Genomic DNA, 25,789 nt, shown 5'->3' on the forward strand with positions numbered 1-25,789 from the left:
GGATCCAGCGGGCAGCCACAGCCATGAGCGTGCAGGCCCTGCGCTCTTCCTTCGGCAACAACTGCCACTGGTGCGGCTTGCCGATGGATTTTGCGGAGCCTCGCAGCAAGCCCGATTCGGCCACCATCGAGCACTTGAACGACTCGACGCTGGGCGGCGTTCGCAAGCAGAAGCACCGGCGCCTTGCCCACGCCATCTGCAACCACACGCGCAACGAGTTCAAGCTGCAGGCCGAACGGAATTTCGAGCGCTGGATTGCCGAGCGCCTCGAACTCAGCCGCCTCTTTGGCGTTGCGGATCGCTCCGCCGCTGTGCCGGCCGCTATGCCGGCTGAGATGAGCCCCGCACCACCAGTTGCCCCGGCAGAAGCAGCTGGCGAGCCGCCACGTCCAGCCCCTGCAGCCGTTCAATCAGGCACGTAGCGGCGCAGTGGCCGATGGCGTCGGTGGGCTGCGCCACGGTGCTCAGGCCGGGGCCGATGAGCGAAGCCCATTCAGGGTCGTCGAAGCCCACGAAGCCCAGCTCCTGCCCGAATTGCCACCCCAGGCGCGCCATGGCCTGGGCGACACGAAGCGTGACCACCGCATTGCCCGCGACCACCGCCGCACGGCGCCCTCGCTTTGCGCGCCGATGCAAGGCACGCAAGGCTTCGTCCAGCGCATCGGTTTCTCCCTCGACGCTTTCGAACACCTCGCCTGCCACGCGCGGCTCGTGCGCGGCCACGCAGGCACCGAAGGCGGCGGTGCGTTCACGCCGCGAACTCACGCCCTTCTGCGGCTCGGTCACGTAGAGCAGTTCGCGGTAGCCGCCTTCGACCAGGTGGCCACAGGTGTCCCGCATGGCCGAATGGTTGTCGAGCGAGACGAAGTCGGTGTGCATGCCGGCGTGCCGCCGGTCGACCAGCACCGCGGGCTTGCCGTGCAGCGTGACGGCATCGACCACGTTGCTGCCACGCCCCAGCGTGTTAAGAATGAAACCGTCGACCTGGTAGCCCGCAAGCGCATCGATGGCCTCGCGCTCGCGTTCGCTCTCGTTGCCCAGGTTGAACAGCATCACCAGGTAGCCCGCGTCCTGGCAGGCCTTTTCGGCGCCGCGCAGCACCGCCACTGAATACGGGTTGGTGATGTCCGCCACGATCAGGCCGATCAGGCGCGAGCGCCCATGGCTCAGTGCCTGCGCCATGGGGCTGGGGGTGTAGGCCAGCTTGGCGATGGCCGCCTCGACCCGCGCGGCGATGTCGCGGCTCAAGAGGCGTTCGCGGTGGTTGAGAAAGCGCGAGACGGTGGCTTTGGAGACGCCCGCTGCCTCGGCGACATCGGCGATGGTGGCGCGCCCTGTGGGCTTCACGGTTTTTCTCCTTCCCCCGCTGGGGGAAGGTTGGGATGGGGGCAGGCAGAGAGCGCAAGGGATACGCCGCTTGCCCCCACCCCTGCCCTCCCCCGGGAGGGCAGGGAGAAAATCCTCGAGGGCGGCTTCATGCAGCCGCCGTGTCGTACGGCGCCGTCGGCTTCTCGCCGGCCAACACCTGCAGCAGGTTCGTGGTTGCCAGCTCAGCCATCGCATGCCGCGTCTCATGCGTCGCCGAACCAATGTGCGGCAGCGGCGTGACGCGCGGATGCGTGCGCAGCGGCGAATCGGCGGGCAGCGGTTCTTTCGCAAACACGTCGAGACCGGCGGCGCGCAGCGTGCCATGGTCGAGCGCGTGAAGCAAGGCAGCTTCGTTCACGGTGGCTCCACGGCCGCCGTTGATGAAAGACGCCCCCGGCTTCATGCGCGCGAAGAAGTCGGCATCGATCATGCCGCGCGTCGCATCCGTCAGCGGAAGCATCGCCAGAACGATGTCCGAACGCGCGAGCAGTTCGTCGAGCGGCGTGTGCGTGGCCCGGCCTTGCAGCTCCGGCGCCTGCGCGGCCAGGTCGACCGGGCGGCGCGAGTGATAGAGCACCGGCATGCCGAAACCCAGGGCTGCGCGCCGTGCCACGGCCTGGCCGATGCGGCCGAAGCCAAGAACGCCAAGCGTCTTGCCGTGCACATCGGTGCCGAAGAACTCTTCGCCGATGTTCTTGGTCCAGCGGCCTTCGCGCACGAGGTTCGACAACTCGACTACGCGGCGCTGCGTGGCCATCAGGATCGCGAACACCGTGTCGGCCACGGTCTCGGTCAGCACGTCGGGCGTATGGCACAGCACGATGCCGCGCTTGTGCAGCTCCGCCAGCGGATAGTTGTCGACACCGACCGACACGCTCGAGATCACCTCGAGTTGGGGCGCCGCGTCGAGCAGCGCCGCATCGACCGTGTGGCTCGAGCCGATCAGGCCGTTCGCGGTGCGCAGGGCCTCGGCAAAGGCCTCGGGTTCCTTGCGCGGGTCGGCAACGGCCACATGGTGCGCGGCCTGCAGGCGCGCCAGCTGGTCTTGGGGCAGCGCCCTGAAGACGAGCACGTTCTTTTGTGTGGTCATGGTCAGAGTCCTGCTTCTTCGAGTTCGGCGCGCGTCGGCAAGCCTTCGGTATCGCCCAGCACCTGCACCGCGCGTGCACCGATCCAGGCACCGCGGCGCACGGCCTCGGGCACGCTCTTGCCTTCGAGCAATGCGCTCACCACGCCGGCCGCAAAGCCGTCGCCCGCGCCCACGGTGTCGACCACTTCCTTCACCGGAAAGCCCTCGGTGCGGCCGGTGCCGGCCACCTCGCTGTCGTAGTACGCGCCTTCGGAACCGAGCTTGACCACCACCAGCTTCGCACCGCGCTCGCGGTAGAAGCGCGCCACGTCTTCGGGCTGGGTATGGCCGGTGAGCAGCAGACCCTCTTCGATGCCGGGCAACACCCAGTCGGCGCGCGAAGCCAGTTCGTTGATCCAGTGGCGCATGGTGTCGGTCGACGGCCAGAGCGTGGGCCGCAGGTTGGTGTCGAACGAAATGGTGCGGCCGGCCGCGCGCATCACGTCCATCGTCTTGAGAGCGGCCTCCAGGCTGGTGTCGGAGATGGCCGGGAACACGCCCGTGGCATGCAGGTGGCGCGCCGAACGCAGCCAGGCCTCATCGACATCGGCAGGGCCCATGTGGCTCGCGGCCGAGCCCTTGCGGTGGTATTCGACCGGCGGATCGCTGCCGTCGGTGACCCGTCCCTTGAACTGGAAGCCGGTGCGCTGCGCGGGGTCGCAGATCACGTGCGAGCAGTCGATGCCCTCGGCTTTCATCGTCGCAATCAGATAGCGCCCCATCGAGTCGGTGCCCAGCCGGCTGGCCCAGCCCACCTTGAGGCCGAGGCGCGAAAGGCCGATGGCCACGTTCGTCTCGGCACCGGCGGTGCGCTTGTAGAACGCCTCTGCGTTTTCCAGCGGACCGGGCCGGTCGGCCACCAGCAGCAGCATGGCTTCGCCGAACAGGGCAACGTCGAAAGCGGTCGGTTCTGTCATGTATTTCTAGGCTCGCGCGGAGCGGATGAAATCGATTTGCGTGCGTGCGACGGCCAGCAGGTCGTCACCCACCAGAGGGTATTCGATGGCATGCGGCACATCGGCCGGCAGCGCGCGCAGCACGGCGCGCCACGGCGCGGCAGAGTCGCCCAGCGGCACGGCCACCCACTTGTGCGGCAGGCGCTGCGCGCCCTTGCAATGCACGTAGCGCACGCGATGCGCAAGCGCCTGGGCGGCCTGCAGCGGGCATTCGCCCAGCCAGTGCCAGTTGCCCATGTCGAAGGTCATGCCGAGTTCGACGCCGGCCCGGTCTGCCACGTCGAAGAAGGTCTGCAGCGCGGGCAGCGTGCCGGCGCGCACCGTCTGGTCGTTTTCGATCAGCAGTTCGACTCGCGTCTCCGCAAGCTGCACCTTCAGGCCCCAGAGCGATCCGTGAGACGACGCACGAAAGTCGCCGATCGACATCTTGAGCCGCCTGGCGCCCAGCTTCGTTGCGGCGGCAATGCCGCGTGCCAGTGCGGCGCTGTCGAGCCAGCCGCCTTCGGCCCAGAGGCCTTCGGGGCTGGAATACACAGAGGCAAGCCCTGCTAGCGAAGGCAGTTCCGCATCGGGGTTGCGCAGCATCTCGCCGCGCACCTCGACTGAATCGGCCCCCGCCTCGAGCGCCAGCTGCGAGCACCAGAGCTGGCCATGCCGGCCCACCTCGGCCGCACCGAAGGACGACAGAGAAATGAGTACCTGAAAAGACATCAGTGGGCTTGGTGCGAGCTCAGGATCTGGCCGAGGAACTGGCGCGTTTTTTCGTTCTGCGGATTGCCGAAGAATTCTTGCGGCGGCGCCTGCTCGACGATCTTGCCTTCGGCCATGAAGATCACCCGGTCGGCCACGCTGCGGGCAAAGCCCATTTCGTGCGTCACGCACAGCATGGTCATGCCGTCTTCGGCCAGGCCGATCATGGTGTCGAGCACTTCCTTGACCATCTCGGGATCGAGCGCCGAGGTGGGCTCGTCGAACAGCATGATCTTGGGCGTCATGCACAGCGCGCGCGCAATGGCCACGCGCTGCTGCTGCCCGCCGGAGAGCTGGCTCGGATACTTGTTGGCCTGCTCCGGAATGCGCACGCGCGTGAGGTACTTCATGGCCACCTCTTCCGCCTGCGCCTTGCTCATGCCGCGCGAGCGCATGGGCGCGAGCGTGCAGTTTTCCAGAATGGTGAGGTGCGGAAACAGGTTGAACTGCTGAAACACCATGCCCACTTCGGCACGCACCGCATCCACGTTCTTGCCGCCGGCCGTGAGGTCGATGCCATCGACCACGATGCGGCCCTTCTGCACGGTTTCGAGCCGGTTGATGCAGCGGATGAGCGTCGACTTGCCCGAGCCCGAAGGCCCGCAGATCACGATGCGTTCACCCTGGCGCACCGACAGGTCGATGCCGGTCAACACCTGGAATTCACCGTACCACTTGTTGACCGCTTCCATGCGGATGATCGATTCCGTCGTCATGCCAGGATTCCCTTTTCTTCTTCAGCCCTTGCGGTTCACTGCATCTTCGGCAGGTCGGCCTGCAGCCACTTCTGGTAGAGCTTGTTGAGCTCGCCATTGGCGGTGTTCTTGGCAACGAATTCGTTGACCGCCTTGTGCAGCTCTTCCTGGCCCGGGCGCATCGCGATGCCCATCGATTGCTGCACCAGCGTGAACTTGTTTTCGTAGCTGCCGGCAGGCACGCGCTTGGCGATTTGCGCCGCCACGGTCACCGAGCAGCCGATGGCATCGACCTGGCCCGAGATCAGTGCCTGCATGGCCGATGCGTCGTCGTCGAAGCGGCGGATTTCGGTGCCTTCGGGCGCGGCCTTGGTCACGGCCACGTCTTGCGTCGAAGCGCGGGCCACGCCCACGCGCAAGCCCTTCAGGTCGGCTGCGGCCTTGATGGGGGTCTTGGTGGCGCCGTACAGCACGATGGTGGCGGCCGCGTAGGGCTGTGAGAACTGCACCTGCTTGGCGCGCTCGGGCGTGATGGCCAGCGAGGCGACCAGCAGGTCGACCTTGTTGGTCAGCAAAAACGGAATGCGGTTGGGGCCGGTCACCGGCACGATGTTGGCCTTGACGCCCCACTCCTTGGCGAGCAGCTTGGCCACATCGGCGTCATAGCCGTCGGGCTGGTTCTGCGCATTGGTGGTGCCATAGGGCGGAAAGTCGACCAGCATGCCAATGGTGATCTCGCCCTTCTTCTTGATGTCGGCCACGGATTGGGCCGAGGCGAAGGGTGCGAACACGGTGAGCGCGGCGCCAAGGCCAAGGGCAGCCAGCGCAACGCGGCGGGTGGTGGTACGGGTCATTGGATGTGTCTCCTGAAAATGAAAAGGAAGCGACGAGAAGAGAGAAAAACGAAGGATCAGCGTGCGAGCGCCCGTGCGCGCTTGCGTTCCATGCGCCCGGCCAGCAACGAGAGCGGCCAGCAGATCGCAAAGTAGATGGCGGCCACCACCGAGAACACGATGAGCGGTTGGAAGGTGGCGTTGTTGACGATTTGCCCCGCACGCGTCACCTCCACGAAGCCGATGATGGCTGCGAGCGAGGTGCCCTTGATGATCTGCACCAGGTAGCCCACGGTGGGCGCCAGCGCAATCTTGAAGGCCTGCGGCAGCACCACGTCGCGCATGCGCGCGCTGTACTTGAGGCTCAGCGCCTGGGCGGCTTCCCACTGGCCGCGCGGAACAGCCTCGATGCAGCCGCGCCAGATTTCACCCAGGAAGGCCGCGCTGTTCAGGATGAGCGCCACGCCTGCGGCAACCCACGGGTTGATGTCGAGCCCCAGCACCGGCGCACCGAAGAACACCAGAAAGAGCTGCAGCAGCAGCGGCGTGCCCTGGAAGATCTGGATGAAGGTGGTCGACACGCCGCGTGCCCACGCCGACTCGGACGTGCGCATGAGCGCGATGATCAAGCCGAGGATCGCGCCGCCGACGAATGCAATGGCCGAGAGCGCGAGCGTCCACTTGGCCGCTTCGAGGATGAACAGGAACTCGGGAAAACCGAAGGTACGCATGATGGGTCTTGCTCCGTCCGCAGCGAATTACCGGCGGTCCGGATAGTTGAGCGTGCGCTTGTAGATCAGCTTGAACATGGCCGAGAAAGCCAGCGCCAGCGCGAGGTAGATGGCAGCCACCACGATGTAGATCTCGAAGCTGCGGAAGGTCTGCGACTGAAGGTTGGCGGCCACCGAGGTCAGGTCGTCGGCCGAGATGACCGACACCACGGCCGAACTCAGCATCAGCAGGATGAACTGGCTGGTGAGCGCCGGGTAAATGGCCTTGAGCGCGGGCTTGATGATCACGAAGCGGAAGATCTCCCAGGGCTTGAGGTTGAGCGCCCTGCCCGCCTCGATCTGCCCCTTGGGAATCGACTCGATGCCCGCGCGGATGATTTCGGTCGCATACGCGCCGAGGTTCACCACCATGGCCACCAGCGCGGCCGTTTGTGGCGACCAGCGCAGGCCGATGGCAGGCAGCGCGAAGAAGAAAAAGAACAGCTGCACCAGGAACGGCGTATTGCGGATGACCTCGATGTACGCATTGATGACAAAGCGCAGCCAGCCCGGCCCCGAGGTCTTGCCCCAGGCGCAGAAGATGGCGACCACCAGGCCGATCAGCGTGGCGGAAAGCGAAAGCTGAATCGTGATCCAGGTGCCCTTGAGCAGCAGCGGCCAGGCAGCGAAGACGGCGTCGAATTGAAACTGGTAGTTCATGGTTGCGAGCACGGGCGTTGCCGTGCGCATGCCTCGAAAGCAATGCTTGCAGCTTATATGAAACCGGTTTCAGAGCAGCCTAGGGATTCCCCTAGGTAGGCACCTCCTGCCTACACTGGAGCGATGCCCAATACATCCTCAGCGCCCGCAGTGCAGCATTTCAGGCAAGCCCTGCTCTGGCCCTTGCGGCTGATGCCGGCACCCGATGCCAAGCCCGCGCACCACGGCCCGTGGCACGTGCTGCGCGAGATGGGCGACGCATCGCCCTGGCGCGAGGAGATCGACGAATACACCGGGGACAGCAGCCGCTTTCACGAGCGCCACTACAACGAGTTCGTGAGCTTCCTGCCCTATGTGCAGCGCTTCCTGTACGGCGAGGGCCGCTCAAAGGGCAAGGGCGGCGAAGAAGGCGGGAACGATGGCGATTCGCCAATGCGCATCTTTCGCCGCCGCGACGTTGCGGCCGTGCGCATGGTGCCGCAGGCCGGCGACGCGCCCATCACGCTCGACGTGGTGCACTGCGACTTGTATTTCTTCTTCGACATCGACGTGGTGCTGCTCAACCTGGAAGTCGGCGCGGACAACCTGAGCCTTGCGCAAGCGCAAGACCTGCTCTACCGCTTCGGCCGCGCCTACCCAGCCGGCTGGAGCGCCGATGGCGGCGCGCTGCATTGCATGGCCAGCGTCGAGTGGCTGGCCGCCGACGGCAGCGTGCTCGCGCGATCGGATGCGCAGCAGCGCGACGCATTTCTCTCGCACGTGGCCGAGCATCGCGCGCCACGCATTTCGGCCCACTGGGCCTACCTGATGCAGCCGCTGGTGAGCGACCATTCCGACGACCCCGGCGTGCTGCGCTACCGGCAGATCGAGTACTACCGCATGCCGGTGATGGCATACCTTTCGCTCGACGATCCGAAGCGCCTCTCGCGCAACGACTTCATCCGGCTAGGCCTGGTCACCGGCGCCGCCGAAGCCGATGCGGCCCGCGATGCCCACCTGCCCTATGCGGAACAGCACCTTGCAGACTTCGAGCACAAGTACTGCTACGACCGCTTCTGGGTCGATGCCGGCGCGGCGCCCAACACGCGCTACCTGTGCAACGGCCACGCGCTGATCGTGGTGGGCGATGCGCGCTCCGAGTTCTTCTGCTGCCGCGACCGCGGCGTGCTTGCGCAGTTCAGGCACCAGCACTTCCTGCTGTTTCTCATCGCGCATTTTCAGAAGGCATCGCTGCTGATGTTCTCGGACCAGCTTGTGGAGGCGCTCAAGCGGCTCGACATTCGCAGCACGCCGAGCGTGAAGCAGTTCAAGCGCGCCATCCGCTCGAGCTTCGAACGCTTTCTGCGCTTTACCCACCGCTATTGGTTTCACGAGATTTCCGAACAGGCGCAGGTGCGCGCGCTCTCGCACATGTGCACCACGCACCTCGGGCTCGACCCGCTCTACGACGAGGTCAAGTCGCGCATTGCTGACATGAACACCTACCTCGATGCAGACAGCCTGCGGCGGCAGGCCAGCACCGTGGTGCGGCTTACGGTGGTCACGCTGTTCGGCCTGATCGGCACCGTCACCACGGGCTTTCTGGGCATGAACCTGCTAGCCGAGGCCGACGCGCCGCTGTGGCGCAAGGCGATCTGGTTCGGCGTGGTGTTCGTCTTCACGACCTGGCTCACGATCTACACGATGGTGAAGTCGCAGCGCCTGTCTGATTTCATCGATGCGCTATCTAACGATCGGCTGGGGTTTCGCGGGAAGCTCAGTGCGCTGGCGCGGGTCTGGCGGTCTGGGGCGGATTGATTGGCGTTGTTCGGGGTGCGCACCCGCTGGCCTGTGCACCCGCCTTGGAACAATGGCCCACAAACGCAGGGCTAAGATCACCCGCCACAAAGACAGACCCACCAATGCGCATAGCCCTCCTCTCCGACATCCACGGCAACCTCCCCGCACTCGAAGCCGTGGTCGAAGACATTGCCCGCCGCGGCGCAGATGTCATCGTCAACCTGGGCGACAGCCTCTCCGGCCCACTGATGCCGCTGGAGACCGCGCAGTTCCTGATGGCGCAGGGCTGGGTTCATCTTGCGGGCAACCATGAACGCCAGCTTCTCACAACGCCCGCGGAAAAGCGCGGCCCGTCCGATGCGTTCGCGCATGCCCGGCTCGGCGCCAAGGAGTTCGAGTGGATCGCGTCGCTCGGGCACACCCTGCGCTTCAGTCCGGAAGTTTTGCTCTGCCACGGTACGCCTTCCAGCGACCTCGAATACTTCCTGGAGACAGTGGAGCCCTCAGTATTCCGCGCTGCGACCCAAGCGGAAATCGATGCGCGCCTCGGCCAGGTCGATGCACAGCTGATCGCTTGCGGGCATACGCATGTGCCGCGCGTGGCGCATGCATCCGGCGGGCAGCTGATCGTCAATCCAGGCAGCGTGGGCCTGCCGGCCTACGACGACATTCATCCGTACCCGCACGCCGTGGAAACCGGCTCGCCGAACGCGCGCTATGCCATCGTGGAGCGCCACGAAAGCGGATGGGCCTCCCGGCTGATTGCGGTGCCCTACGACCACACGGCCATGGCGGCGCTGGCGCTGAAGAACGGGCGGCCGGACTGGGCGCATGCCCTTGCCACCGGCCGCATGTCCTAGAGCTTTCAGTTCAATGGCCGAACGCGATCTGGGCGCTGTCCACCGCGCCGATGCGCACGCCGAAGCTGGTGATGTCCGATAGCGTGGCGTTGTGGTGTGCGCGAATGAAGGCGCCCGTGGCATGCGGCTTGTCGTGCGAGGTGTGCGCATCGGCCGCCAGCATGACCTCGTAGCCCAGCGCGGCGGCGCGCCGCACGGCGGTGTCCACGCAGAACTCCGACGAATAGCCGCAGATCACCACGCGCTGCACCGCATGCCCCGTCAGCCACGCTTCGAGGGGCGTGCGCAGGAACGAGTCGGCCGTGTTCTTGCGGATCTTCGTGTCGCTTGCATCCACGTGCAGTGCGTCGGCAAGTTGCCAGCGCTCGGAGTCGAACTCCAGGTCGATCTCGTTCTCGTGCTGGATGAAGGCCACCGGCACGCCGGCCGCGCGTGCGCGCTCTGTCAGCGCATTGATGCGCTGGATCACCTGTTCGGCTTCGTGGGGGCGCGGCGGGTCGTCGAAGAGGCCGCGTTGCATGTCGATGACGAGAACGGCAGTTTTCATGGAAGTGGAAAGCAGGCAAGGACTCGGGGCCGCGCCGAGTATGCCCCGCCACCCGCCACCCGCCGGCCGCCTCAGTTCCAGGCGCTGACTTCGAGCCGCACCTTGCCGCTGATGCCCGGTGCCGCCGCTGCCGCGCCCAGGCTCGAAAGCGGCACGATGCACTGCTGCTTGCCGTTGGCCAGCTGCGTCGAACTCATCGGCAGCGAGGCCTTGCCCGCGGTGTCGGTCTGCCAGCCGTATTTGATATTCCAGTTCTGCGCCGGGTCGTCCGCCTGGGGCGGCGCAAGCTCGATAACCAGCGTGTCGCGGAACAGCGAGCTACCCTCGTAGTGACCGTCGAGCCAGAACTTCTTGTTGACCTGGTAGTCGGGCACGCGCACACCGAGCGTCATCGCGTAGGCCAGCGTCGGCCGGTCCTGCTTCACGCGCGCCTTGTTGGCCAGGAACACGGTCGACAGGTAGATCGAGCGGCGCTCGGGCCTGGCCGGGTCGGTGAGTTCCTTGTGCGTGCGGCAGGCGGGTGAATCTTCTTCGGCCACGCGCCGGCTCAGGTACCAGCGCTTGCCGCGCGGGGCGGCGAGCAGTTCGACCTGGTAGAGCGCATCGACATCGGCGTCCTTGGGCAGGTCGGGCGGCAACGTCACGCCGTCGACGTCGAACCAGAGATCGACGCGCACGTCGCCGAACAAAAAGCGCACGAGGTTCTGGTACGCCTCCTCGGAATTGACGATGCCGAAGTAGCCCGAGTGCGACCGGAAGGCGTAGGCGGTGGCCACGGGCTTGCTGCGCTTTGCCTCGTCGATGGACCAGAGCGAGGCGTTCTCGATGCGCACAAGCCCATCGCTGCCGTGGCCTGCGAACATGCGCGACAGGCCCTTGGCCGCTTCGTAGTCGCCGCGGTTGGAGCCGACCATGCAGAAGAAGCGGTCGGCCGGAAAGGCCGCCGCGGGCAGGAAGTCCATGCGGCCGTCGACCGGCGCCGTGTCCAGGAATTCCGACATCTTCTCGCGGTTGAAGGTGTTCATCTCGTTTGCCGTGAGCCAGCCCGGCACGTTGACGCCGCCCAGGTCGATGCCGTTGTGCGGCGTGGCATAGGTGAACACCTTGTCGACACAGGCGCGCGCGGCCGCGTCGCCGAGCGTGGGGTTCTGCAGAAAGGCCCGCACGACCAGCCCGCCCATCGAATGCGCGACCAGGTAGCAGCGAAAGTCCGCCGCCGAGAAAGCGGCGCCCTCGCGCAGCGCGACCAGGTCGCGCACGCGCAGGATCAGCTTGCTCAGGCCCTGGGCATAGATCTTCACGTCGCGCGCCTTGCCGTCGCCGAGCAGTTCGGAGCCGCTGTCGTAGTAGCGATAGATCACGACGGACGCGGCCGGAATGCCATCCACGTCCTTGCCGGTTTCGTCGGGCGAGGGCTTCCAGTCGTTGTCGAGGATGTCCAGGCCGTTCTGGTAGACGCTCTGGTATTGAAAGTCCGCCAGGAGCCGCACCACCGGAGATTCGAAAACGAACTTCTGCGCCGGCGCGTCCTTCTTGACGGTGGCGCGGTACACGGTGGAGCCCACATTGAAGCCGCAGAACGGGTCGGCCGCCGTGTCGTCACGCTCGGCCTCCGTCATGGCGTAGCCGCGCACGTAGATGATGGGATAGCGGTTGCTGCTCATGGTGTGTGTCGCCTTATCAAGGGCCGCGGGGTTCGGCGCTTTTCAGTGTGCCGCGCGCCGCCGCTGCCGACCATAGAACGCACGGCATACGACAACCGGCGCGGCAATGTCCCTTTTCGCCGAATGTTTCTGCCGTTGAAACCATTGGCAACGAAGCCCCGGCTAAGCTCGCGCCGCAAACACCCCGAACATCCGAATCCATGAATGACGTTGCCCGCCCCCTGCTCTCCCCAAGGCACTTCTTGCGCCGCTTTCGCAGCTACAGCACCTCGCTATTCGCTGCAAGCTGCGCACTGGTAGCGGGCTGCGTGAGCAGCAGCGGGTGCGAGGCACGGTACGACGCATCGCCGCAGTTCAAGGGCTGCGGCTTCCAGAACCTGCCGAACCCGGAAGTCCTGCCTTCCGCCAGCGCCTGGCGGATCTGGTCGCGCTTCATCGTCGGCAGCAAGCTCGACACCGTGCCGGTCGATCCCATTCCCGTGCAGATGCTGAGCACCGCCGACCTGGAGGCGCTCGACCCCAAGGCCAACCACGTGGTGCGGCTCGGGCATTCGTCGCACCTGCTCAAGCTGCAGGGCAAGTACTGGCTGATCGACCCGGTGTTCAGCGAGCGGGCGTCGCCGTTCAGTTTCGCCGGGCCCAAGCGCTTCCACAAGCCGCCGCTCACGCTCGAGCAGCTGCCGCCTATCGAAGGGCTGATTCTTTCGCACGACCACTACGACCATCTTGACGTGGCGACCATCGAGTACCTCGCGCAGCGTGTGCAGCGCTACTTCGTGCCGCTGGGCGTACGCGCCCGGCTGCTGGCCATGGGCGTGCCGGCCGATCGCGTGACGGAGCTCGACTGGTGGCAAGGCGGCGAGCACAACGGCGTGAAGCTCACCGCCACGCCCGCGCAGCACTTCTCGGGCCGCACGCTGAACGACCGGGACCGCACGCTGTGGGCCTCATGGGTGGTGCAAAGCGGCGACCAGCGCATCTTCTACAGCGGCGACTCGGGCTACTTTCCGGGCTTCAAGCAGATCGGCGAGCGCTTCGGCGGCTTCGACCTGGCACTGATGGAAAACGGCGCCTACGACGCCTATTGGCCCGCGGTGCACATGACGCCCGAGCAAAGCGTGCAGGCCTTCGAAGACCTGCGCGGCAAGGTGCTCTATTCGGTGCACAACACCACCTTCGACCTTGCCTTTCACACCTGGCACGATCCGCTGAACCGCATTGCCAACCTGTCGCAGGCCAGGAAGATCGAACTCGCGACGCCGGTGATCGGCGAAGTGCTCACGGTGGGCAAAGCCCGCACCAACGTGCGTTGGTGGGAAGGGCTGAAGTAAGGAGCTGCGGCCGGCCTAGCCGCGTTCCTTGCGCTCGCGCGCCCGGCGCTGCTGCCGAGTTTCGTTGGCCTGCGCCGCAATGCGCTCTTTCTCGCGCTTCTTGGCCCCGCGCTTCAGGCGCATGTGGCGGCCGAACCAGAAGCTGCCTAGCCCCGTGACCACTGCGATCGCAAGGCCGATGGTGCTGATGTCGATGCCGCCCATCACAGAACCCGCACGATGCTCGTCGGCTTGAAGCCGAGGTCGGCCGCCTTGCCCTTGCGCGCACGGCTGCCGCGCGCGTTGTTGAGCGTGCGGATCTCCAGCGTTTCGTCGCGCTCCTTGCCGCCGCGGCCAATGCCTTCGATCTTCACGCTGCGCGTGTAGGCCGCAGCGCCCGCGAGCGTGTCCTTGGCGTCGAGGTCGATGAGCGTAAGGCCGCGGCCGCCCTTCGGCAGGCTCTTGAGTTCGGCGATATCGAAGGTCAGGATGCGGCCGCCGGTGGAGGCGCAGGCCACGTGCGTGGCGGCGGGCATCGGCTCGGCACCACTCGCACCGCCCACCAGCGAGGGACGGCAGAGCTGTTCGCCCTCGCCCACATCGATGAAGGCCTTGCCGCCCCGCTGGCGCGACATCATGTTTTCAACCGTGGCGATGAAGCCGTAGCCGCCGGTGTTGGCCAGCAGCACACTGGCGCCCACCGGGCCTGCGAAGAAATGCGTGACGTGCGTGCCGGCATCCAGCTCGATGAGCGTGGTCACGGGCTGGCCGTCGCCGCGCGCGCCCGGCAGCGAGGCCACGGGCACGGTGTACACGCGCACCGTCTTGTCCTTGGCGCTACCGAACACCAGCAGCGTGTCGACGCTGCGGCACTCGAAGGCGCCATAGAGCGCATCGCCGGACTTGAAGCTGTATTCGGGCGCGGCCGAACCGTTGCCGGCGGCCTTCTCGCTGGCCCAGCCCTTCTGCGCGCGGACCCAGCCCTTTTGCGAAACGATGACGGTGACGGGTTCGTCGACCACCTTGACTTCGGCCACGGCGCGCTTTTCGGCCTGGATCAGCGTGCGGCGCGGGTCTTCGAAAGACTTGGCGTCGGCTTCGATTTCCTTCACCAGCAGGCGGCGCAGGGCCGCGGGGCTGCCAAGGATGTCTTCGAGCTTTTTCTGCTCGTCGCGCAGGCCTTTGAGTTCTTGCTCGATCTTGATGGCTTCGAGCCGCGCGAGTTGGCGCAGGCGAATTTCGAGAATGTCTTCGGCCTGGCGTTCGCTGAGGTTGAAGCGCGCAATGAGCGCGGCCTTCGGGTCTTCCGCCGCGCGGATGATTGCGATCACCTCGTCGATGTTCAGCAGCACCAGCTGCCGTCCCTCGAGGATGTGGATGCGCTCGAGCACCTTGTTCAGCCGATGCCGCGAGCGCTTCTCCACCGTGATCTCGCGGAACGCGATCCACTCGTTGAGCATCTGGCGCAGCGACTTCTGCGTCGGCTTGCCGTCGATGCCCACCATCGTGAGATTGATCGGCGACGAGGTTTCGAGGGACGTTTGCGCGAGCAGCGTGGTAATGAACTCTTCCTGGCTGATGCGCGAAGTCTTGGGCTCGAACACCAGGCGCACGGCGGCGTCCTTGCTCGATTCGTCGCGCACTACGTCGAGCACCGACAGCATCGCGGCCTTGAGCTGCGTCTGCTCGGCGCTCAGGGCCTTCTTGCCGGCCTTGACCTTTGGGTTGGTGATTTCCTCGATTTCCTCGAGCACCTTCTGCGTGCTGACGCCCGGCGGCAGCTCATTGACCACCAGCTGCCACTGGCCGCGCGCGAGGTCTTCGATCTTCCAGCGCGCGCGCACCTTGAGCGAGCCGCGGCCGGTGCGGTAGGCATCGGCAATGTCGGCCGGGCCGCTGATGATCTGCGCGCCGCCCGGGTAGTCGGGGCCGGGCACGATCTGCAGCAGCTCTTCTTCGCTGAGCTTGCCGTTCGACTTGATCAGCGCCACGCAGGCGTCTGCAATCTCGCGCAGGTTGTGGCTCGGGATTTCGGTAGCCAGGCCCACTGCGATGCCGCTTGCGCCGTTGAGCAGCGTGAAGGGCAAGCGCGCGGGCAGCAGGCGCGGCTCTTCGGTGCTGCCGTCGTAGTTGGGAATGAAGTCGACCGTGCCTTCGTCGATCTCGTCGAGCAGCAGGCTGGTGATGCGGGCCAGGCGCGCCTCGGTGTAGCGCATGGCCGCGGCGCCGTCGCCGTCGCGGCTGCCGAAGTTGCCCTGGCCGTCGACCAATGGATAACGCTGCGAGAAGTCTTGCGCCATGCGCACCAGCGCGTCGTAGGCCGCCTGGTCGCTGTGCGGGTGGAAGCGGCCGAGCACGTCGCCGACCACGCGCGCACTCTTGACGGGCTTGGCACCCACCGTGCCGTTGGCGCCGCCGAAGCCCAGGCCCATGCGCGACATCGAATAAAGAATGCGCCGCTGCACCGGTTTCTGGCCGTCGGACACGTCGGGCAGCGCGCGGCCCTTGACCACGCTGAGCGCGTATTCGAGATAGGCGGTTTGCGCGTAGTCTGCAAGTGTGAGGGTGGTGTCGCCGTCGGTGGGACCCTGGAGATCGAGCGGAGGTTGGGAGTCGTCCATGGAGAAGAGAGAAAGAGAAACAGTTGCAGGCCGTGCGCTTGCGCGCTCAGCCTAATGTGAAAGCCTCGTGCACCGCCGATTGCACGGAGCCGCCGAGCACCGCGCCGCCGCCGGCCACGTAGATCCAGTCGCCGATCACCGCGGCGCCGACCGCGTGGCGAGGCGTGGTCATCGGCGCATGGCGCTGCCAGGTGTCGGCCGCAGGATCGTAGCTTTCCATCTGGCCGAACACCTTGGCCTGGCGCGGCGCGCCGCCCACCAAAAATCCGCCCTCGCCGCCCATGGCGAAAAGGCGGCCCCGGTAAAGCACGAGGCCGTGGCCCGAACGGGCGGTAGGCAGCGGCGCGCGCGGCTCCCACGTGTCGCGCGCGGGCAGGTAGACATGGTGCAGGTCGGTGTTGTATTCGAAGGTGTTGAAGCGCCCGCCTATCACGTGGATCTGGCCGCCATGCGCCACGCAGCCGACATGGTCGCGCGCGCCGGGCAGCGGCTTGCGGGTGCTCCAGCGGTCGGCCTTGGGGTCGTACACCTCGTGCCAGCCGACGCTCGCGCGCTCGGCCGCAGGCTCTGAGGCGCCGCCAATCAGGTGCAGTTGCCCGTCCAGCACCACGGCGGCGGCTGCGCCGCGCGGGCGCGGCAACGGCGCAATGGCCGTCCAGCGGTTGGCCGCGATGTCGTAGACGTAGGCGTTGGTGTCGGAGCGGCGGTTTTGCTCGACGAAGCCGCCGAGTGCATAGACGCGGCCCTCGTCGGCCGCCACCGCCACATGGTTGGCGCCGCGCGGCAGCGGCGCACCGTCGAGCCAGCGGTCGGCCTTGGGGTCGTAGATGTGGTGGTAGTCGCGGTTCACCGCCCCTTCGCCGTAGCCGCCGACCACGTGCATGCGGCCCTGCGCGGCGGTGGCCCAGGCCATCTCGCTGCGCGGAATCGGCAAGGCCGCGCGCGTCACCCAGCGTCCGGCAGGTCCGGCCGGTGCGGGGCTGTCCGTCACGCGTTGCGCCTCTTGCTCGGGCGTCATGTGATGCGGCACGCCGCCTTGCAGCCGCGCATACGGCTCCTTCGACGAAGGCGCCGCCGGCAGCGTGTCGTGCGTGGCCGCATGCTGCGCGCGCGCAGCGCCGCCCACCGCACAAGCGGCGGTCGCAAGAACGAAGCGTCGGCGCTGCATGAAGGGCTCCTCCTTCGACGAATAAAGGCGGGGGTGCGGCATCAGGACACCGGCGCTTCCGCCGCCCCGTCCGGCACCGCCGGCTGCTCGGAAGCCTCGGGCATGGCCGGCATGCTGCTTGGCGAGTCGGACGGCATGTTGCCACGGCCCATCGCCCCGCCCTTCGGAACCACCAGCTCCATGCGGATGCGGCCCGGCGCCTTGCCGCCGCGCACGCCGCTGGTGCTGCCGCCGCCGTCCGCCGCCATTGCCGCCGATGGCTTGAGGTACGCATAGAGCCGCAGCACCGTCTGCACGTAGTTCTGCGTTTCCTTGTAGTTCGGAATCTTGTTGCCCGCGCGCTGCACCGCGCCCTCGCCGGCGTTGTAGGCGGCAAGCGCCAGTTCGATCTGGCCCGGGAACATCGCGATCAGGTCGCGCAGGTAGCGCGAGCCGGCGGCTATGTTGATGCGCGGATCGAACAGCTTGTTCTCGATGGTGCCGCGCTTGTCCGCCGCAACGCCGTAGCGCTGCGCGGTGGCCGGCATGAGCTGCATGAGGCCCATTGCGCCCTTGGGCGAAACGGCCTGCGCGTCGAAGCCCGATTCGGTGGCGATCAGCGCTTGCAGCAGTTCGTAGTCGATCGAATGCTTGTTCGACGCATCGCGCAGCGCTGCCTTCGCGGTCTTGTAGCTTGGCGAGGCTTCGAAGAGCGCAAGCAAGGTCTGCGATGCCGGAGGCACCTTGCCGTCGAGCCTGCGCCCGCCGCGGCCGAGCGGCGAAATTCCCTTGGCCGTGTCGAAGCTCTGCCCGCCGCGAAAGAAGAGCTGGTAGCGCTCGTCGATCTTCTCGGAGGCGAAGTGCGCAACACCCTTGCTGTCGATGTAGCCGTAGATGTCAGCGGCGTGCGCAAGCCCCTGCTGCGTGCACAGCAGCAAGGCCAGGAGCAACGGACGCATGAAATCTGAAATTTTCACGAGGGTGGTCAAACATCGATGTCGACATCGTCGGCGCGCAGTTCCATGAGTTCGCGCCGCGCGGCTGCCTCGCCCTTGCCCATGAGCTTGGTGATCTCCCCTTGGGTGGACGTGAAGTCGAAGCGCCCCAGCTGCACTTTCATGAGGCGCCGGGTATCCGGATTGAGCGTGGTTTCCCACAATTGTTCCGCGCTCATTTCGCCCAGGCCCTTGAAGCGGCTGATGCTCCAGGCGCCTTCGCGCACGCCGTCCTTGCGCAATTTGTCGAGTGTGGCGGTCAGTTCGCCTTCGTCAAGTGCATAGACCTTCGAAGCCGGTTTCTTGCCGCGCGCCGGGGCATCGACGCGGAAAAGTGGCGGCTTTGCGACATACACGTGACCGGCTTCGATGAGTTTCGGAAAGTGCCGGAAGAACAACGTGAGCAGCAGCACCTGGATGTGCGAGCCGTCCACGTCGGCATCGGAGAGGATGCAGATCTTTCCGTAGCGCAGGCCGCTCATGTCGGGCGTGTCGTTGGGGCCGTGCGGGTCGACGCCAACCGCCACCGAGATGTCGTGGATTTCGGTGTTCGCAAACAGGCGGTCGCGCTCCACTTCCCAGGTGTTGAGCACCTTTCCGCGCAGCGGCAGGATGGCCTGGCTTTCCTTGTCGCGGCCCATCTTGGCGCTGCCGCCGGCGGAGTCGCCCTCGACCAGGAAGACCTCGTTGTGGCTGGTGTCCTTGCTCTCGCAGTCGGTCAGCTTGCCGGGGAGCACGGCCACGCCGGAACCCTTGCGCTTCTCGACCTTTTGGCCGGCGCGCTGGCGCGTCTGCGCGGCCTTGATGGCCAGTTCGGCGAGCTTCTTGCCGTAGTCGACGTGCTGGTTGAGCCACAGCTCGAGCGCGGGGCGCACGAAGCTCGACACCAGCCGCACCGCGTCGCGCGAGTTGAGGCGTTCCTTGATCTGGCCCTGGAACTGCGGGTCGAGCACCTTGGCGCTCAACACATACGAAGCGCGTGCGAACACGTCTTCGGGCAAGAGCTTCACGCCCTTGGGCAGCAGCGAATGCAGTTCGATGAAGCTCTTCACCGCAGTGAAGAGGCCGTCGCGCAGGCCGCTTTCGTGCGTGCCGCCGGCGCTGGTGGGAATCAGGTTGACGTAGCTCTCGCGCACCGGCTGGCCGTCTTCGGTGAAGGCCACGCACCAGTCGGCGCCCTCGCCTTCGGCGAAGTTGTCGGCGTTCTTGTCGGCATGGCCGCTGCCTTCGAACAGCGGAATCACCGGGTCGCCGTTGAGCGTCTGCATCAGGTAGTCGCTCAGGCCGCCCTTGTAGAGCCACTGCTGGGTTTCCTTGGTCTTCTCGATCGTGAGCGTGACGCTCACGCCGGGCATGAGCACGGCCTTGCTGCGCAGCAGGTGGGTGAGCTCGCCCATCGGCAGCGCGGCAGTTTCGAAGTACTTGGCGTCGGGCCAGGCGCGCACGGTGGTGCCCTGCTTGCGTTCGCCGGCTTCGAGCTTGCGGATCTCGAGCGCCTCGATCACGTCGCCGGCACTGAAGGCCAGCCTGGCCACGGAACCTTCGCGATGCGAAGTGACTTCGAGCCGCTTGGACAGCGCATTGGTGACCGACACGCCCACGCCGTGCAGGCCGCCCGAGAAGCTGTAGGCGCCGCCCGAGCCCTTGTCGAACTTGCCGCCCGCATGCAGCCGGGTGTAGACCAGCTCGATCACGGGGGCCTTTTCTTCGGGGTGCAGGCCAAAGGGAATGCCGCGGCCGTCGTCTTCGACGCTCACCGAATTGTCGGCGTGCAGCGTGACCTTGATCTTCTTGCCGTGGCCGGCCAATGCCTCGTCGGCGGCGTTGTCCAGCACCTCCTGGATGATGTGCAGCGGGTTGTCGGTCCGGGTGTACATGCCCGGGCGCTGCTTCACGGGCTCAAGGCCCTTGAGCACGCGAATGGAACCTTCCGAGTACCCGGAGGACGCGGATGATGAACTGGGGGGAGTCTTGGGGGGAGTCGCCATGGGGGCGGATTGTAGTCAGTCGATGCGAAATGACTGGATACCCATACAGGAACACCAGCCCGACCGGCTAATAATCCGCCCGGCCTCGGACTTACTTGTCGACGATGACCTGGCCCGCGTAGGTGAGCCAGCCCATTTCGGATCGGGCCTTCTCGGGCGCTTCGATATCGAGCACGATGCTCCCGACCGCCAGCCCGAACGAGGGCGACATGCGCACGTACTTCGTCTCGCCTTCGGCCAGCGGCACCTGAAGCGTCTTGCGCAGGTCGCTGGTCGTGGCGGCCTGGTAGGTGCCGGCCGGACGGTCCACGAAAAAGAAGCTGCCGGGCTTCGAGGAGCCGACGCCTAATTTGTCGATGCGGACGCCGGGCTGCAGCGCTGCGCCGAAAGGACCTGCGGCACGGAAGAAATAGATGCGGCCGTTGCCCGGCTTGAGCTTGGGAATGACGTTGCCCATCTCCTGAAACTTGGGGCCGGTCGGTCCGGTGGCGCAGCCGGCAGCTGCAAGCGCGAGCACCGCGAGGGCGGCGAACTTCAGGACGGTTCTTCTCATGGGTCAGGATCCTTGAGGCAGCAGCGTGGAGAAGACGCAAATGTAACCAATTACAAATAAAACGCGCAGGGGGAGTCGCCGCTTTGATGCGGTTAGCGCATCGATCTGGGCTCAACAAATCATCAATGGCCTTTACCCCCGCGCCGCCGGGCCAAGTAGCAAATCGGTACATTCAACGGCATGCAAGCCTCTTCCCCCACTCTCTCGGTCAAGCAGGTGCTGATCTGCGGCGCCATGATCGTCACGCTCTCGATGGGCATCCGCCACGGCTTCGGCCTCTGGCTGCAGCCGATCACGCAAGCGCAGGACTGGAGCCGCCAGACCTTCTCGTTCGCGCTTGCGGTGCAGAACCTCTCGTGGGGCATCTTCGGGGTGTTCGCGGGCATGGTGGCCGACCGCTTCGGGGCATTCCGGGTCCTCGTGGCGGGCACGATGTTCTATGCGCTGGGCCTGCTGGGCATGGCGTATTCGCCCACGCCGCTGCTGTTCACCCTGAGCGCCGGCGTGCTCATCGGCGCGGCGCAGGCCGGGACGACCTATGCCGTCGTGTACGGCGTGATCGGACGCCAGATTCCCGCCGAGCGGCGCTCGTGGGCCATGGGCGTGGCGGCGGCGGCCGGCTCGTTCGGCCAGTTCCTGATGGCCCCCATCGAGGGCCGCTTGATCGGGCACCTGGGCTGGCAAACCGCTCTGGCGGTGGTGGCGGTGCTGGTGCTGGTGATCGTGCCGCTGGCCTTCGGCCTGCGCGAGCCGCGGCAAGGGGCCTTGGCCGGACACCGCGAACAATCGGTGCTGCAGGCGGTGGGCGAAGCGTTCCGCTACCCGAGCTTCGGGCTGCTGATGGCTGGGTATTTCGTGTGCGGCTTCCAGTTGGCATTCATCGGCATCCATATGCCGACCTACCTGCGCGACCAGAAGCTGCCGGTTGAAGTGGCGGGCTACGCGCTGGCGCTGATCGGGCTCTTCAACGTTTTCGGCACCTATACCGTAGGGCTCCTGGGCCAGAAGCTGGCCAAGCGCAAGATCCTGGCGGCCATCTACTTTGCGCGGGCGGTGTCGATCGTGCTGTTTCTGCTGGCGCCGATCTCGCCGCTCAGCGTGTATGTCTTTTCAGCGGCCATGGGCTTTCTGTGGCTTTCGACGGTGCCCGCAACCAACGCGATCATCGCGGGCATCTTCGGCGTGGCACATCTGTCGATGCTCAGCGGCTTCGTGTTCCTGAGCCACCAGGTCGGCTCGTTCATCGGCGTGTGGCTTGGCGGCTACCTGTACGACACCACCGGCAGCTACGACATCGTCTGGTACATCGCCATTGCGTTGGGCGTGTTCGCGGCGCTGATCAACCTGCCGGTCAAGGAAGGCGCCATTGCGCGGGCTGCGCGCCCGGCAGTTGTGCCGGGCTGATCCAGCGGCGGACAATCGCGCCATGACTCCGCAGATGCGCCATCACCTTTCGCACGCCGGCTGGCTCGCCGCCGCGGTGGCGGTGCTGGGCGGGGTTTTCGCGCTCTACGTTCATCCGGACTTTCTGGTGACGCTGGTCGACCAGGTCTGGTCGTGCTTCTGAATGCTATGAAAGACATAGCATCCTTGCACGGCGGACTCGCGCCGTCGGAGTGGATCGTGCGGTGGTCTCACCTGCTCGCGCCCGGCAGCACCGTGCTGGACGTCGCCTGCGGCCAGGGGCGCCACATGCAGTGGTTTGCCGGGCTCGGGCATGCGGCCACGGGCGTCGACCGCTCGAGCGAAGCGATTGAAGCCGCGAGCGCCTTCGGCCACACCCTCACCGCCGACATCGAATCGGGTCCCTGGCCTTTCGCGGGCCAGTCTTTCGGTGCGGTGGTCGTCACCAACTACCTGTGGCGGCCGCGCATGGCCGACATCGTGGCTGCGGTCGCGGCGGGCGGCGTGCTGCTCTACGAAACCTTTGCCGCAGGAAACGAGACGGTGGGCAAACCCTCGCGCCCGGACTTCCTGCTGCAGCCGGGGGAGTTGCTGGCCGCCTGCCGGGGGCTGCGCGTGGTGGCCTACGAAGACGGCTTTCTTGCCGAGCCGGATCGCTTCGTGCAGCGCATTGCCGCGGTTCGTGCCGGCGACGCTGCGTCGGGCTCGCCGGAGCGTCGCCTCCTCCGGGCAAACTGACCCCGCCGGCGCGGCTGTTTCCGGGGGCGCCGGAGTAAGTAGAATCGGCGCTTTCGTCCACCGACAGAGAGATTCCCCCTTGGAGCAACTGACAGGCAGCATCGTCGCTCTCGTCACGCCGATGCACGACGACGGCAGTGTCGACTACCCCGCCCTGCGCCGGCTGATCGACTGGCACATCGACGAAGGCACCGACTGCCTCGGCGTGGTCGGCACCACCGGCGAATCGCCCACGGTCGACGTGGAAGAGCACTGCGAAATCATCCGCGTGTCGGTCGAGCAGGCCAAGGGCCGCGTGCCCGTGATGGCCGGCTGCGGCGCCAATTCGACCAAGGAAGCCATCGAGCTCGCCAAGTTCGCCAAGGGCGTGGGCGCCGATTGCCAGTTGCAGGTGGTGCCCTACTACAACAAGCCGACGCAAGAAGGCCAGTACCAGCACTTCAAGGCCATTGCCGAAGCCGTGGGCGACCTGCCCACCGTGCTGTACAACGTGCCCGGCCGCACCGTGGCCGATATGGCGCACGACACCGTGCTGCGCCTGGCGCAGGTGCCGGGAATCATCGGCATCAAGGAAGCCACTGGCAACATCGAGCGTGCCCAGTGGCTCATTCGCGACCTGCCCAAGCACTTCGCCGTGTATTCGGGCGACGACCCAACGGCGGTGGCGCTCATGCTCTGCGGCGGGCAAGGCAACATCAGCGTCACGGCCAACATCGCGCCGCGCAAGATGCACGAGCTGTGCGTTGCGGCCATCGCGGGCGACGTGCGCAAGGCCATGCAGATCCAGTTCGAGCTGATGCCGCTGCACCGCAACCTGTTCGTCGAACCCAACCCGATTCCTCTCAAGTGGGCCATGTCCAGGCTCGGCCTTTGCGGCGGCACCCTGCGCCTGCCGCTCACCGAACTGGCCGAAACGAACCAACCCGTGGTCGAGGCTGCCCTGCGCGCCTGCGGCCTGCTCAAGGGCTGAGCCCGCTTCCTCCTCCCCAATACCCCCATCTCTTTTCTCCCTGCCGCATCGAGGTTACGCAACCTTTTGCCTGAACCGTGCTCAGAGAGTGCGGGCAATGCGGCCCCATAGATTGATCGAACCCATTCCAACAAGGAAGACGACGTTGAAGAACCTTTCGCACATCTCGCGATTCGCACTGCTGGCCCTCGTTGTCAGCCTCGCCGCCTGCTCCGTTCTCGAGGGCGACAAGATCGACTACAAGAGCGCCGGCAAGGCCCCCACGCTCGAAGTCCCGCCCGACCTGTCGCAGCTTTCGCGCGAGAACCGCTATGCGGTTCCGGGCGGCGCGGTGACCGCCAACGCCTACCAGGCCGGCGCAACCAATGCACCTGGCATTCCCACCGCGGTTGCCAACATCGGCGACGTGCGCATGGAACGTTCGGGCACGCAGCGCTGGATCGTCATCAACCGTACGCCCGACCAGCTCTGGGATCCGGTGAAGGACTTCTGGCAAGAGAGCGGGTTCCTGCTGACCACCGAGCAACGCAACCTCGGCATCATGGAAACCGACTGGGCCGAAAACCGCGCCAAGCTGCCGCAGGACATCATCCGCGGCACGCTGGGCAAGCTGGTCGAGTCGGTCTACTCGACCGGCGAACTCGACCGCTTCCGCACCCGCCTGGAGCGCACGCCCAACGGCACCGAGATCTTCGTGAGCCACCGCGGCATGCAAGAGGTCTACAACAACAGCCGCCAGGACCAGACCGTGTGGCAGCCGCGCCCGAGCGACCCTGAACTCGAAACCGAGTTCCTGCGCCGCCTGATGGTCAAGCTCGGCGTTTCGCAAGAACAGTCGAAGATCCTGGCCGCCACCAGCGCGCCGACCAAGACCGCCACCGTTTCCAACGCCGGCGGCCAGCCGGTGGTGCAGATCAGCGAAGGCTTCGACCGCGCATGGCGCCGAGTGGGCCTGGCGCTCGACCGCACCGGCTTCACCGTGGAAGACCGCGACCGCAGCGCCGGCATCTACTACGTGCGCTACGTGACCCCCAACGCGGACAAGAAGGAACCCGGCTTCTTCGGCAAGCTGTTCGGCGGCAGCTCCAGCAAGAACGAAGCACCGATCAAGTTCCGCATCCTCGTGAAGGGCCAAGGCGAATCGACCACGGTCTCGGTGCTGAACGAATCCGGCGCACCCGAAACCTCGGCCAATGCACAGCGCATCGTCCAGGTCATTGCAGACGACCTGAAGTAACCCGCATGCTCCGCTTCCGAAGCCTCGGCAGCGGCAGCACGGGCAACGCCGCGCTGGTCGAAGCGACCAGCGGCGGCCGCACCTCTCGGCTCCTGATCGACTGCGGCTTCGGCCTGCGGCAACTCGATCTGCGGCTTGCCAAGGCAGGCCTCGCAGCCACCGATATCGACGCGATCTTCGTCACGCACGAGCACGGCGACCACATCGGCTGCGCCCACTCGCTGTCGCGCCGCAACCGCATTCCCGTGTGGATGAGCGAAGGCACCTGGCTTGCCACCGGAGGGCGCGACTTCGAAGGCCGGCTCAACCTGGCACGCGACGACGCCGAGTTTGCAGTCGGCGATATTGCAGTGCAGCCCTTTACCGTGCCGCACGACGCGCGCGAGCCGCTGCAGCTGCGCTGCTCCGACGGCGCGCGAACGCTCGGCGTGCTCACCGACCTCGGCCATGCCACGGCCCATGTGCTCTCAAGACTGAGCGGCGTTCATGCGCTGCTGCTCGAGTTCAACCACGACAGCGAACTGCTCGCCAATTCGGCCTATCCGGCCTTTTTGAAGCTGCGCGTCGGCGGCAAGCACGGCCACCTGTCGAACGCAGCCGCCGCGGACATTGCGCGGGCCGTTCGGCACGAGGGCCTGCGCCACGTGGTTGCGGCGCACCTGAGCGAGCAGAACAACCGGCCCGACATCGTGCGGCGTCTCATGGCCGAGGCCCTCGGGGGTCACGAGGCCGAGATGCTCACAGCCAGTGCATCGGAAGGCTCGCCCTGGCTGGACGTTTGATCGTTCGCCTCTTGCCCGCTGCGAGGCAGCATG

General features: G+C 66.2%; 26 protein-coding genes. 10 read left to right on the forward strand and 16 right to left on the reverse strand.

What is annotated here, in order from left to right:
* The first annotated feature begins 23 nt into the window (after positions 1-23).
* Positions 24-422 carry a hypothetical protein gene (locus GOQ09_RS26385; RefSeq protein WP_242630873.1) on the forward strand — a complete coding sequence of 133 codons (399 nt, stop codon included), beginning with the start codon at positions 24-26 and terminating at the stop codon, positions 420-422.
* Here the strand turns inward: GOQ09_RS26385 and GOQ09_RS17425 are convergent.
* From GOQ09_RS17425 to GOQ09_RS17460, 8 genes are all read right to left on the reverse strand, one after another.
* Complete coding sequence (locus GOQ09_RS17425) at positions 322-1,347, reverse strand: LacI family DNA-binding transcriptional regulator (RefSeq protein WP_157614659.1); 1,026 nt, start codon at positions 1,345-1,347, stop codon at positions 322-324. The genes GOQ09_RS26385 and GOQ09_RS17425 overlap by 101 nt on opposite strands.
* Positions 1,348-1,474: 127 nt before the next feature.
* The gene (locus tag GOQ09_RS17430) at positions 1,475-2,458 is read right to left on the reverse strand and encodes a 2-hydroxyacid dehydrogenase (RefSeq protein WP_157614660.1); all 984 of its coding nucleotides are present in this window, start codon (positions 2,456-2,458) and stop codon (positions 1,475-1,477) included.
* A 2-nt stretch (positions 2,459-2,460) separates the two neighbouring features.
* Entirely contained in the window at positions 2,461-3,414 is a 954-nt protein-coding gene (locus GOQ09_RS17435) for a sugar kinase (RefSeq protein ID WP_157614661.1), read from the reverse strand.
* Positions 3,415-3,420: 6 nt separating this feature from the next.
* Positions 3,421-4,164 (reverse strand): sugar phosphate isomerase/epimerase family protein, encoded by a 744-nt coding sequence (locus tag GOQ09_RS17440; protein ID WP_157614662.1) that lies wholly within the window; start codon positions 4,162-4,164, stop codon positions 3,421-3,423.
* Positions 4,164-4,919: an amino acid ABC transporter ATP-binding protein gene (locus GOQ09_RS17445; protein ID WP_157614663.1), complete on the reverse strand. Its 756-nt coding sequence runs from the start codon at positions 4,917-4,919 to the stop codon at positions 4,164-4,166. Before GOQ09_RS17445 ends, GOQ09_RS17440 begins: the two co-directional genes overlap by 1 nt.
* A 35-nt stretch (positions 4,920-4,954) precedes the next feature.
* A complete protein-coding gene (locus GOQ09_RS17450) occupies positions 4,955-5,752 on the reverse strand; it encodes a transporter substrate-binding domain-containing protein (RefSeq protein ID WP_157614664.1) in 798 nt (265 codons plus the stop codon).
* A gap of 56 nt (positions 5,753-5,808) precedes the next feature.
* Positions 5,809-6,462: an amino acid ABC transporter permease gene (locus tag GOQ09_RS17455; RefSeq protein WP_157614665.1), complete on the reverse strand. Its 654-nt coding sequence runs from the start codon at positions 6,460-6,462 to the stop codon at positions 5,809-5,811.
* Between the two features lie 27 nt (positions 6,463-6,489).
* The gene (locus tag GOQ09_RS17460; protein WP_126749056.1) at positions 6,490-7,161 is read right to left on the reverse strand and encodes an amino acid ABC transporter permease; all 672 of its coding nucleotides are present in this window, start codon (positions 7,159-7,161) and stop codon (positions 6,490-6,492) included.
* Positions 7,162-7,284: 123 nt separating this feature from the next.
* On the opposite strand from GOQ09_RS17460, the gene GOQ09_RS17465 reads away from it, so the two are divergent.
* Together GOQ09_RS17465 and GOQ09_RS17470 are read left to right on the forward strand one after the other, a co-directional pair.
* Positions 7,285-8,958 (forward strand): hypothetical protein, encoded by a 1,674-nt coding sequence (locus GOQ09_RS17465; protein ID WP_157614666.1) that lies wholly within the window; start codon positions 7,285-7,287, stop codon positions 8,956-8,958.
* 104 nt (positions 8,959-9,062) lie between these two features.
* A complete protein-coding gene (locus GOQ09_RS17470; protein WP_157614667.1) occupies positions 9,063-9,800 on the forward strand; it encodes a metallophosphoesterase family protein in 738 nt (245 codons plus the stop codon).
* Between the two features lie 10 nt (positions 9,801-9,810).
* On the opposite strand, the gene GOQ09_RS17475 is transcribed toward GOQ09_RS17470, so the two are convergent.
* Both GOQ09_RS17475 and GOQ09_RS17480 read right to left on the reverse strand, forming a co-directional pair.
* On the reverse strand, positions 9,811-10,347 hold the full coding sequence (locus GOQ09_RS17475; protein WP_157614668.1) for a cysteine hydrolase family protein: 537 nt from the start codon (positions 10,345-10,347) through the stop codon (positions 9,811-9,813).
* Between the two features lie 71 nt (positions 10,348-10,418).
* On the reverse strand, positions 10,419-12,011 hold the full coding sequence (locus tag GOQ09_RS17480) for an esterase/lipase family protein (protein WP_157614669.1): 1,593 nt from the start codon (positions 12,009-12,011) through the stop codon (positions 10,419-10,421).
* 200 nt (positions 12,012-12,211) lie between these two features.
* On the opposite strand from GOQ09_RS17480, the gene GOQ09_RS17485 reads away from it, so the two are divergent.
* Entirely contained in the window at positions 12,212-13,342 is a 1,131-nt protein-coding gene (locus tag GOQ09_RS17485) for an MBL fold metallo-hydrolase (protein ID WP_242630874.1), read from the forward strand.
* Between the two features lie 15 nt (positions 13,343-13,357).
* On the opposite strand, the gene GOQ09_RS17490 is transcribed toward GOQ09_RS17485, so the two are convergent.
* The 6 genes from GOQ09_RS17490 to GOQ09_RS17515 all read right to left on the reverse strand — a co-directional run bounded on the left by GOQ09_RS17490 (position 13,358) and on the right by GOQ09_RS17515 (position 20,625).
* Positions 13,358-13,546: a hypothetical protein gene (locus GOQ09_RS17490; RefSeq protein ID WP_157614670.1), complete on the reverse strand. Its 189-nt coding sequence runs from the start codon at positions 13,544-13,546 to the stop codon at positions 13,358-13,360.
* On the reverse strand, positions 13,546-15,942 hold the full coding sequence (gene parC, locus GOQ09_RS17495; RefSeq protein WP_157614671.1) for a DNA topoisomerase IV subunit A: 2,397 nt from the start codon (positions 15,940-15,942) through the stop codon (positions 13,546-13,548). Before parC ends, GOQ09_RS17490 begins: the two co-directional genes overlap by 1 nt.
* A gap of 46 nt (positions 15,943-15,988) precedes the next feature.
* Positions 15,989-17,110 carry a Kelch repeat-containing protein gene (locus GOQ09_RS17500; protein WP_157614672.1) on the reverse strand — a complete coding sequence of 374 codons (1,122 nt, stop codon included), beginning with the start codon at positions 17,108-17,110 and terminating at the stop codon, positions 15,989-15,991.
* Positions 17,111-17,151: 41 nt separating this feature from the next.
* Positions 17,152-18,048 (reverse strand): lytic transglycosylase domain-containing protein, encoded by an 897-nt coding sequence (locus tag GOQ09_RS17505; RefSeq protein WP_157614673.1) that lies wholly within the window; start codon positions 18,046-18,048, stop codon positions 17,152-17,154.
* A 26-nt stretch (positions 18,049-18,074) separates the two neighbouring features.
* A complete protein-coding gene (locus tag GOQ09_RS17510; protein ID WP_157614674.1) occupies positions 18,075-20,072 on the reverse strand; it encodes a DNA topoisomerase IV subunit B in 1,998 nt (665 codons plus the stop codon).
* Positions 20,073-20,163: 91 nt separating this feature from the next.
* Entirely contained in the window at positions 20,164-20,625 is a 462-nt protein-coding gene (locus GOQ09_RS17515) for a DUF2846 domain-containing protein (protein ID WP_157614675.1), read from the reverse strand.
* A gap of 180 nt (positions 20,626-20,805) precedes the next feature.
* Between GOQ09_RS17515 and GOQ09_RS17520 the strand changes: the two genes are divergently transcribed.
* The 6 genes from GOQ09_RS17520 to GOQ09_RS17540 all read left to right on the forward strand — a co-directional run bounded on the left by GOQ09_RS17520 (position 20,806) and on the right by GOQ09_RS17540 (position 25,756).
* Positions 20,806-22,029 carry an MFS transporter gene (locus tag GOQ09_RS17520; RefSeq protein ID WP_157614676.1) on the forward strand — a complete coding sequence of 408 codons (1,224 nt, stop codon included), beginning with the start codon at positions 20,806-20,808 and terminating at the stop codon, positions 22,027-22,029.
* A gap of 22 nt (positions 22,030-22,051) precedes the next feature.
* On the forward strand, positions 22,052-22,192 hold the full coding sequence (locus GOQ09_RS26135) for a hypothetical protein (protein ID WP_165442097.1): 141 nt from the start codon (positions 22,052-22,054) through the stop codon (positions 22,190-22,192).
* 5 nt (positions 22,193-22,197) lie between these two features.
* Positions 22,198-22,767 (forward strand): class I SAM-dependent methyltransferase, encoded by a 570-nt coding sequence (locus GOQ09_RS17525; RefSeq protein ID WP_157614677.1) that lies wholly within the window; start codon positions 22,198-22,200, stop codon positions 22,765-22,767.
* A gap of 121 nt (positions 22,768-22,888) precedes the next feature.
* On the forward strand, positions 22,889-23,737 hold the full coding sequence (gene dapA, locus GOQ09_RS17530; protein WP_242631141.1) for a 4-hydroxy-tetrahydrodipicolinate synthase: 849 nt from the start codon (positions 22,889-22,891) through the stop codon (positions 23,735-23,737).
* Positions 23,738-23,882: 145 nt separating this feature from the next.
* Positions 23,883-24,974: an outer membrane protein assembly factor BamC gene (bamC, locus tag GOQ09_RS17535; RefSeq protein WP_157614679.1), complete on the forward strand. Its 1,092-nt coding sequence runs from the start codon at positions 23,883-23,885 to the stop codon at positions 24,972-24,974.
* A gap of 5 nt (positions 24,975-24,979) precedes the next feature.
* Entirely contained in the window at positions 24,980-25,756 is a 777-nt protein-coding gene (locus GOQ09_RS17540) for an MBL fold metallo-hydrolase (protein ID WP_157614680.1), read from the forward strand.
* The last annotated feature ends 33 nt before the right edge of the window (positions 25,757-25,789 follow it).

The sequence above is a fragment of the Variovorax paradoxus genome, assembly GCF_009755665.1.
Taxonomy (GTDB): Bacteria; Pseudomonadota; Gammaproteobacteria; order Burkholderiales; family Burkholderiaceae_C; genus Variovorax; species Variovorax paradoxus_G.

Coding starts and splice junctions, on each gene's coding strand:
- GOQ09_RS26385 (WP_242630873.1), top strand. CDS start 24: ATGAGCGTGCAGGCCCTGCGCTCTTCCTTCGGCAACAACTGCCACTGG.
- GOQ09_RS17430 (WP_157614660.1), bottom strand. CDS start 2,458: ATGACCACACAAAAGAACGTGCTCGTCTTCAGGGCGCTGCCCCAAGAC.
- GOQ09_RS17435 (WP_157614661.1), bottom strand. CDS start 3,414: ATGACAGAACCGACCGCTTTCGACGTTGCCCTGTTCGGCGAAGCCATG.
- GOQ09_RS17440 (WP_157614662.1), bottom strand. CDS start 4,164: ATGTCTTTTCAGGTACTCATTTCTCTGTCGTCCTTCGGTGCGGCCGAG.
- GOQ09_RS17445 (WP_157614663.1), bottom strand. CDS start 4,919: ATGACGACGGAATCGATCATCCGCATGGAAGCGGTCAACAAGTGGTAC.
- GOQ09_RS17450 (WP_157614664.1), bottom strand. CDS start 5,752: ATGACCCGTACCACCACCCGCCGCGTTGCGCTGGCTGCCCTTGGCCTT.
- GOQ09_RS17455 (WP_157614665.1), bottom strand. CDS start 6,462: ATGCGTACCTTCGGTTTTCCCGAGTTCCTGTTCATCCTCGAAGCGGCC.
- GOQ09_RS17460 (WP_126749056.1), bottom strand. CDS start 7,161: ATGAACTACCAGTTTCAATTCGACGCCGTCTTCGCTGCCTGGCCGCTG.
- GOQ09_RS17465 (WP_157614666.1), top strand. CDS start 7,285: ATGCCCAATACATCCTCAGCGCCCGCAGTGCAGCATTTCAGGCAAGCC.
- GOQ09_RS17470 (WP_157614667.1), top strand. CDS start 9,063: ATGCGCATAGCCCTCCTCTCCGACATCCACGGCAACCTCCCCGCACTC.
- GOQ09_RS17475 (WP_157614668.1), bottom strand. CDS start 10,347: ATGAAAACTGCCGTTCTCGTCATCGACATGCAACGCGGCCTCTTCGAC.
- GOQ09_RS17480 (WP_157614669.1), bottom strand. CDS start 12,011: ATGAGCAGCAACCGCTATCCCATCATCTACGTGCGCGGCTACGCCATG.
- GOQ09_RS17485 (WP_242630874.1), top strand. CDS start 12,212: ATGAATGACGTTGCCCGCCCCCTGCTCTCCCCAAGGCACTTCTTGCGC.
- GOQ09_RS17490 (WP_157614670.1), bottom strand. CDS start 13,546: ATGGGCGGCATCGACATCAGCACCATCGGCCTTGCGATCGCAGTGGTC.
- parC (WP_157614671.1), bottom strand. CDS start 15,942: ATGGACGACTCCCAACCTCCGCTCGATCTCCAGGGTCCCACCGACGGC.
- GOQ09_RS17500 (WP_157614672.1), bottom strand. CDS start 17,110: ATGCAGCGCCGACGCTTCGTTCTTGCGACCGCCGCTTGTGCGGTGGGC.
- GOQ09_RS17505 (WP_157614673.1), bottom strand. CDS start 18,048: ATGCGTCCGTTGCTCCTGGCCTTGCTGCTGTGCACGCAGCAGGGGCTT.
- GOQ09_RS17510 (WP_157614674.1), bottom strand. CDS start 20,072: ATGGCGACTCCCCCCAAGACTCCCCCCAGTTCATCATCCGCGTCCTCC.
- GOQ09_RS17515 (WP_157614675.1), bottom strand. CDS start 20,625: ATGAGAAGAACCGTCCTGAAGTTCGCCGCCCTCGCGGTGCTCGCGCTT.
- GOQ09_RS17520 (WP_157614676.1), top strand. CDS start 20,806: ATGCAAGCCTCTTCCCCCACTCTCTCGGTCAAGCAGGTGCTGATCTGC.
- GOQ09_RS26135 (WP_165442097.1), top strand. CDS start 22,052: ATGACTCCGCAGATGCGCCATCACCTTTCGCACGCCGGCTGGCTCGCC.
- GOQ09_RS17525 (WP_157614677.1), top strand. CDS start 22,198: ATGAAAGACATAGCATCCTTGCACGGCGGACTCGCGCCGTCGGAGTGG.
- dapA (WP_242631141.1), top strand. CDS start 22,889: ATGCACGACGACGGCAGTGTCGACTACCCCGCCCTGCGCCGGCTGATC.
- GOQ09_RS17540 (WP_157614680.1), top strand. CDS start 24,980: ATGCTCCGCTTCCGAAGCCTCGGCAGCGGCAGCACGGGCAACGCCGCG.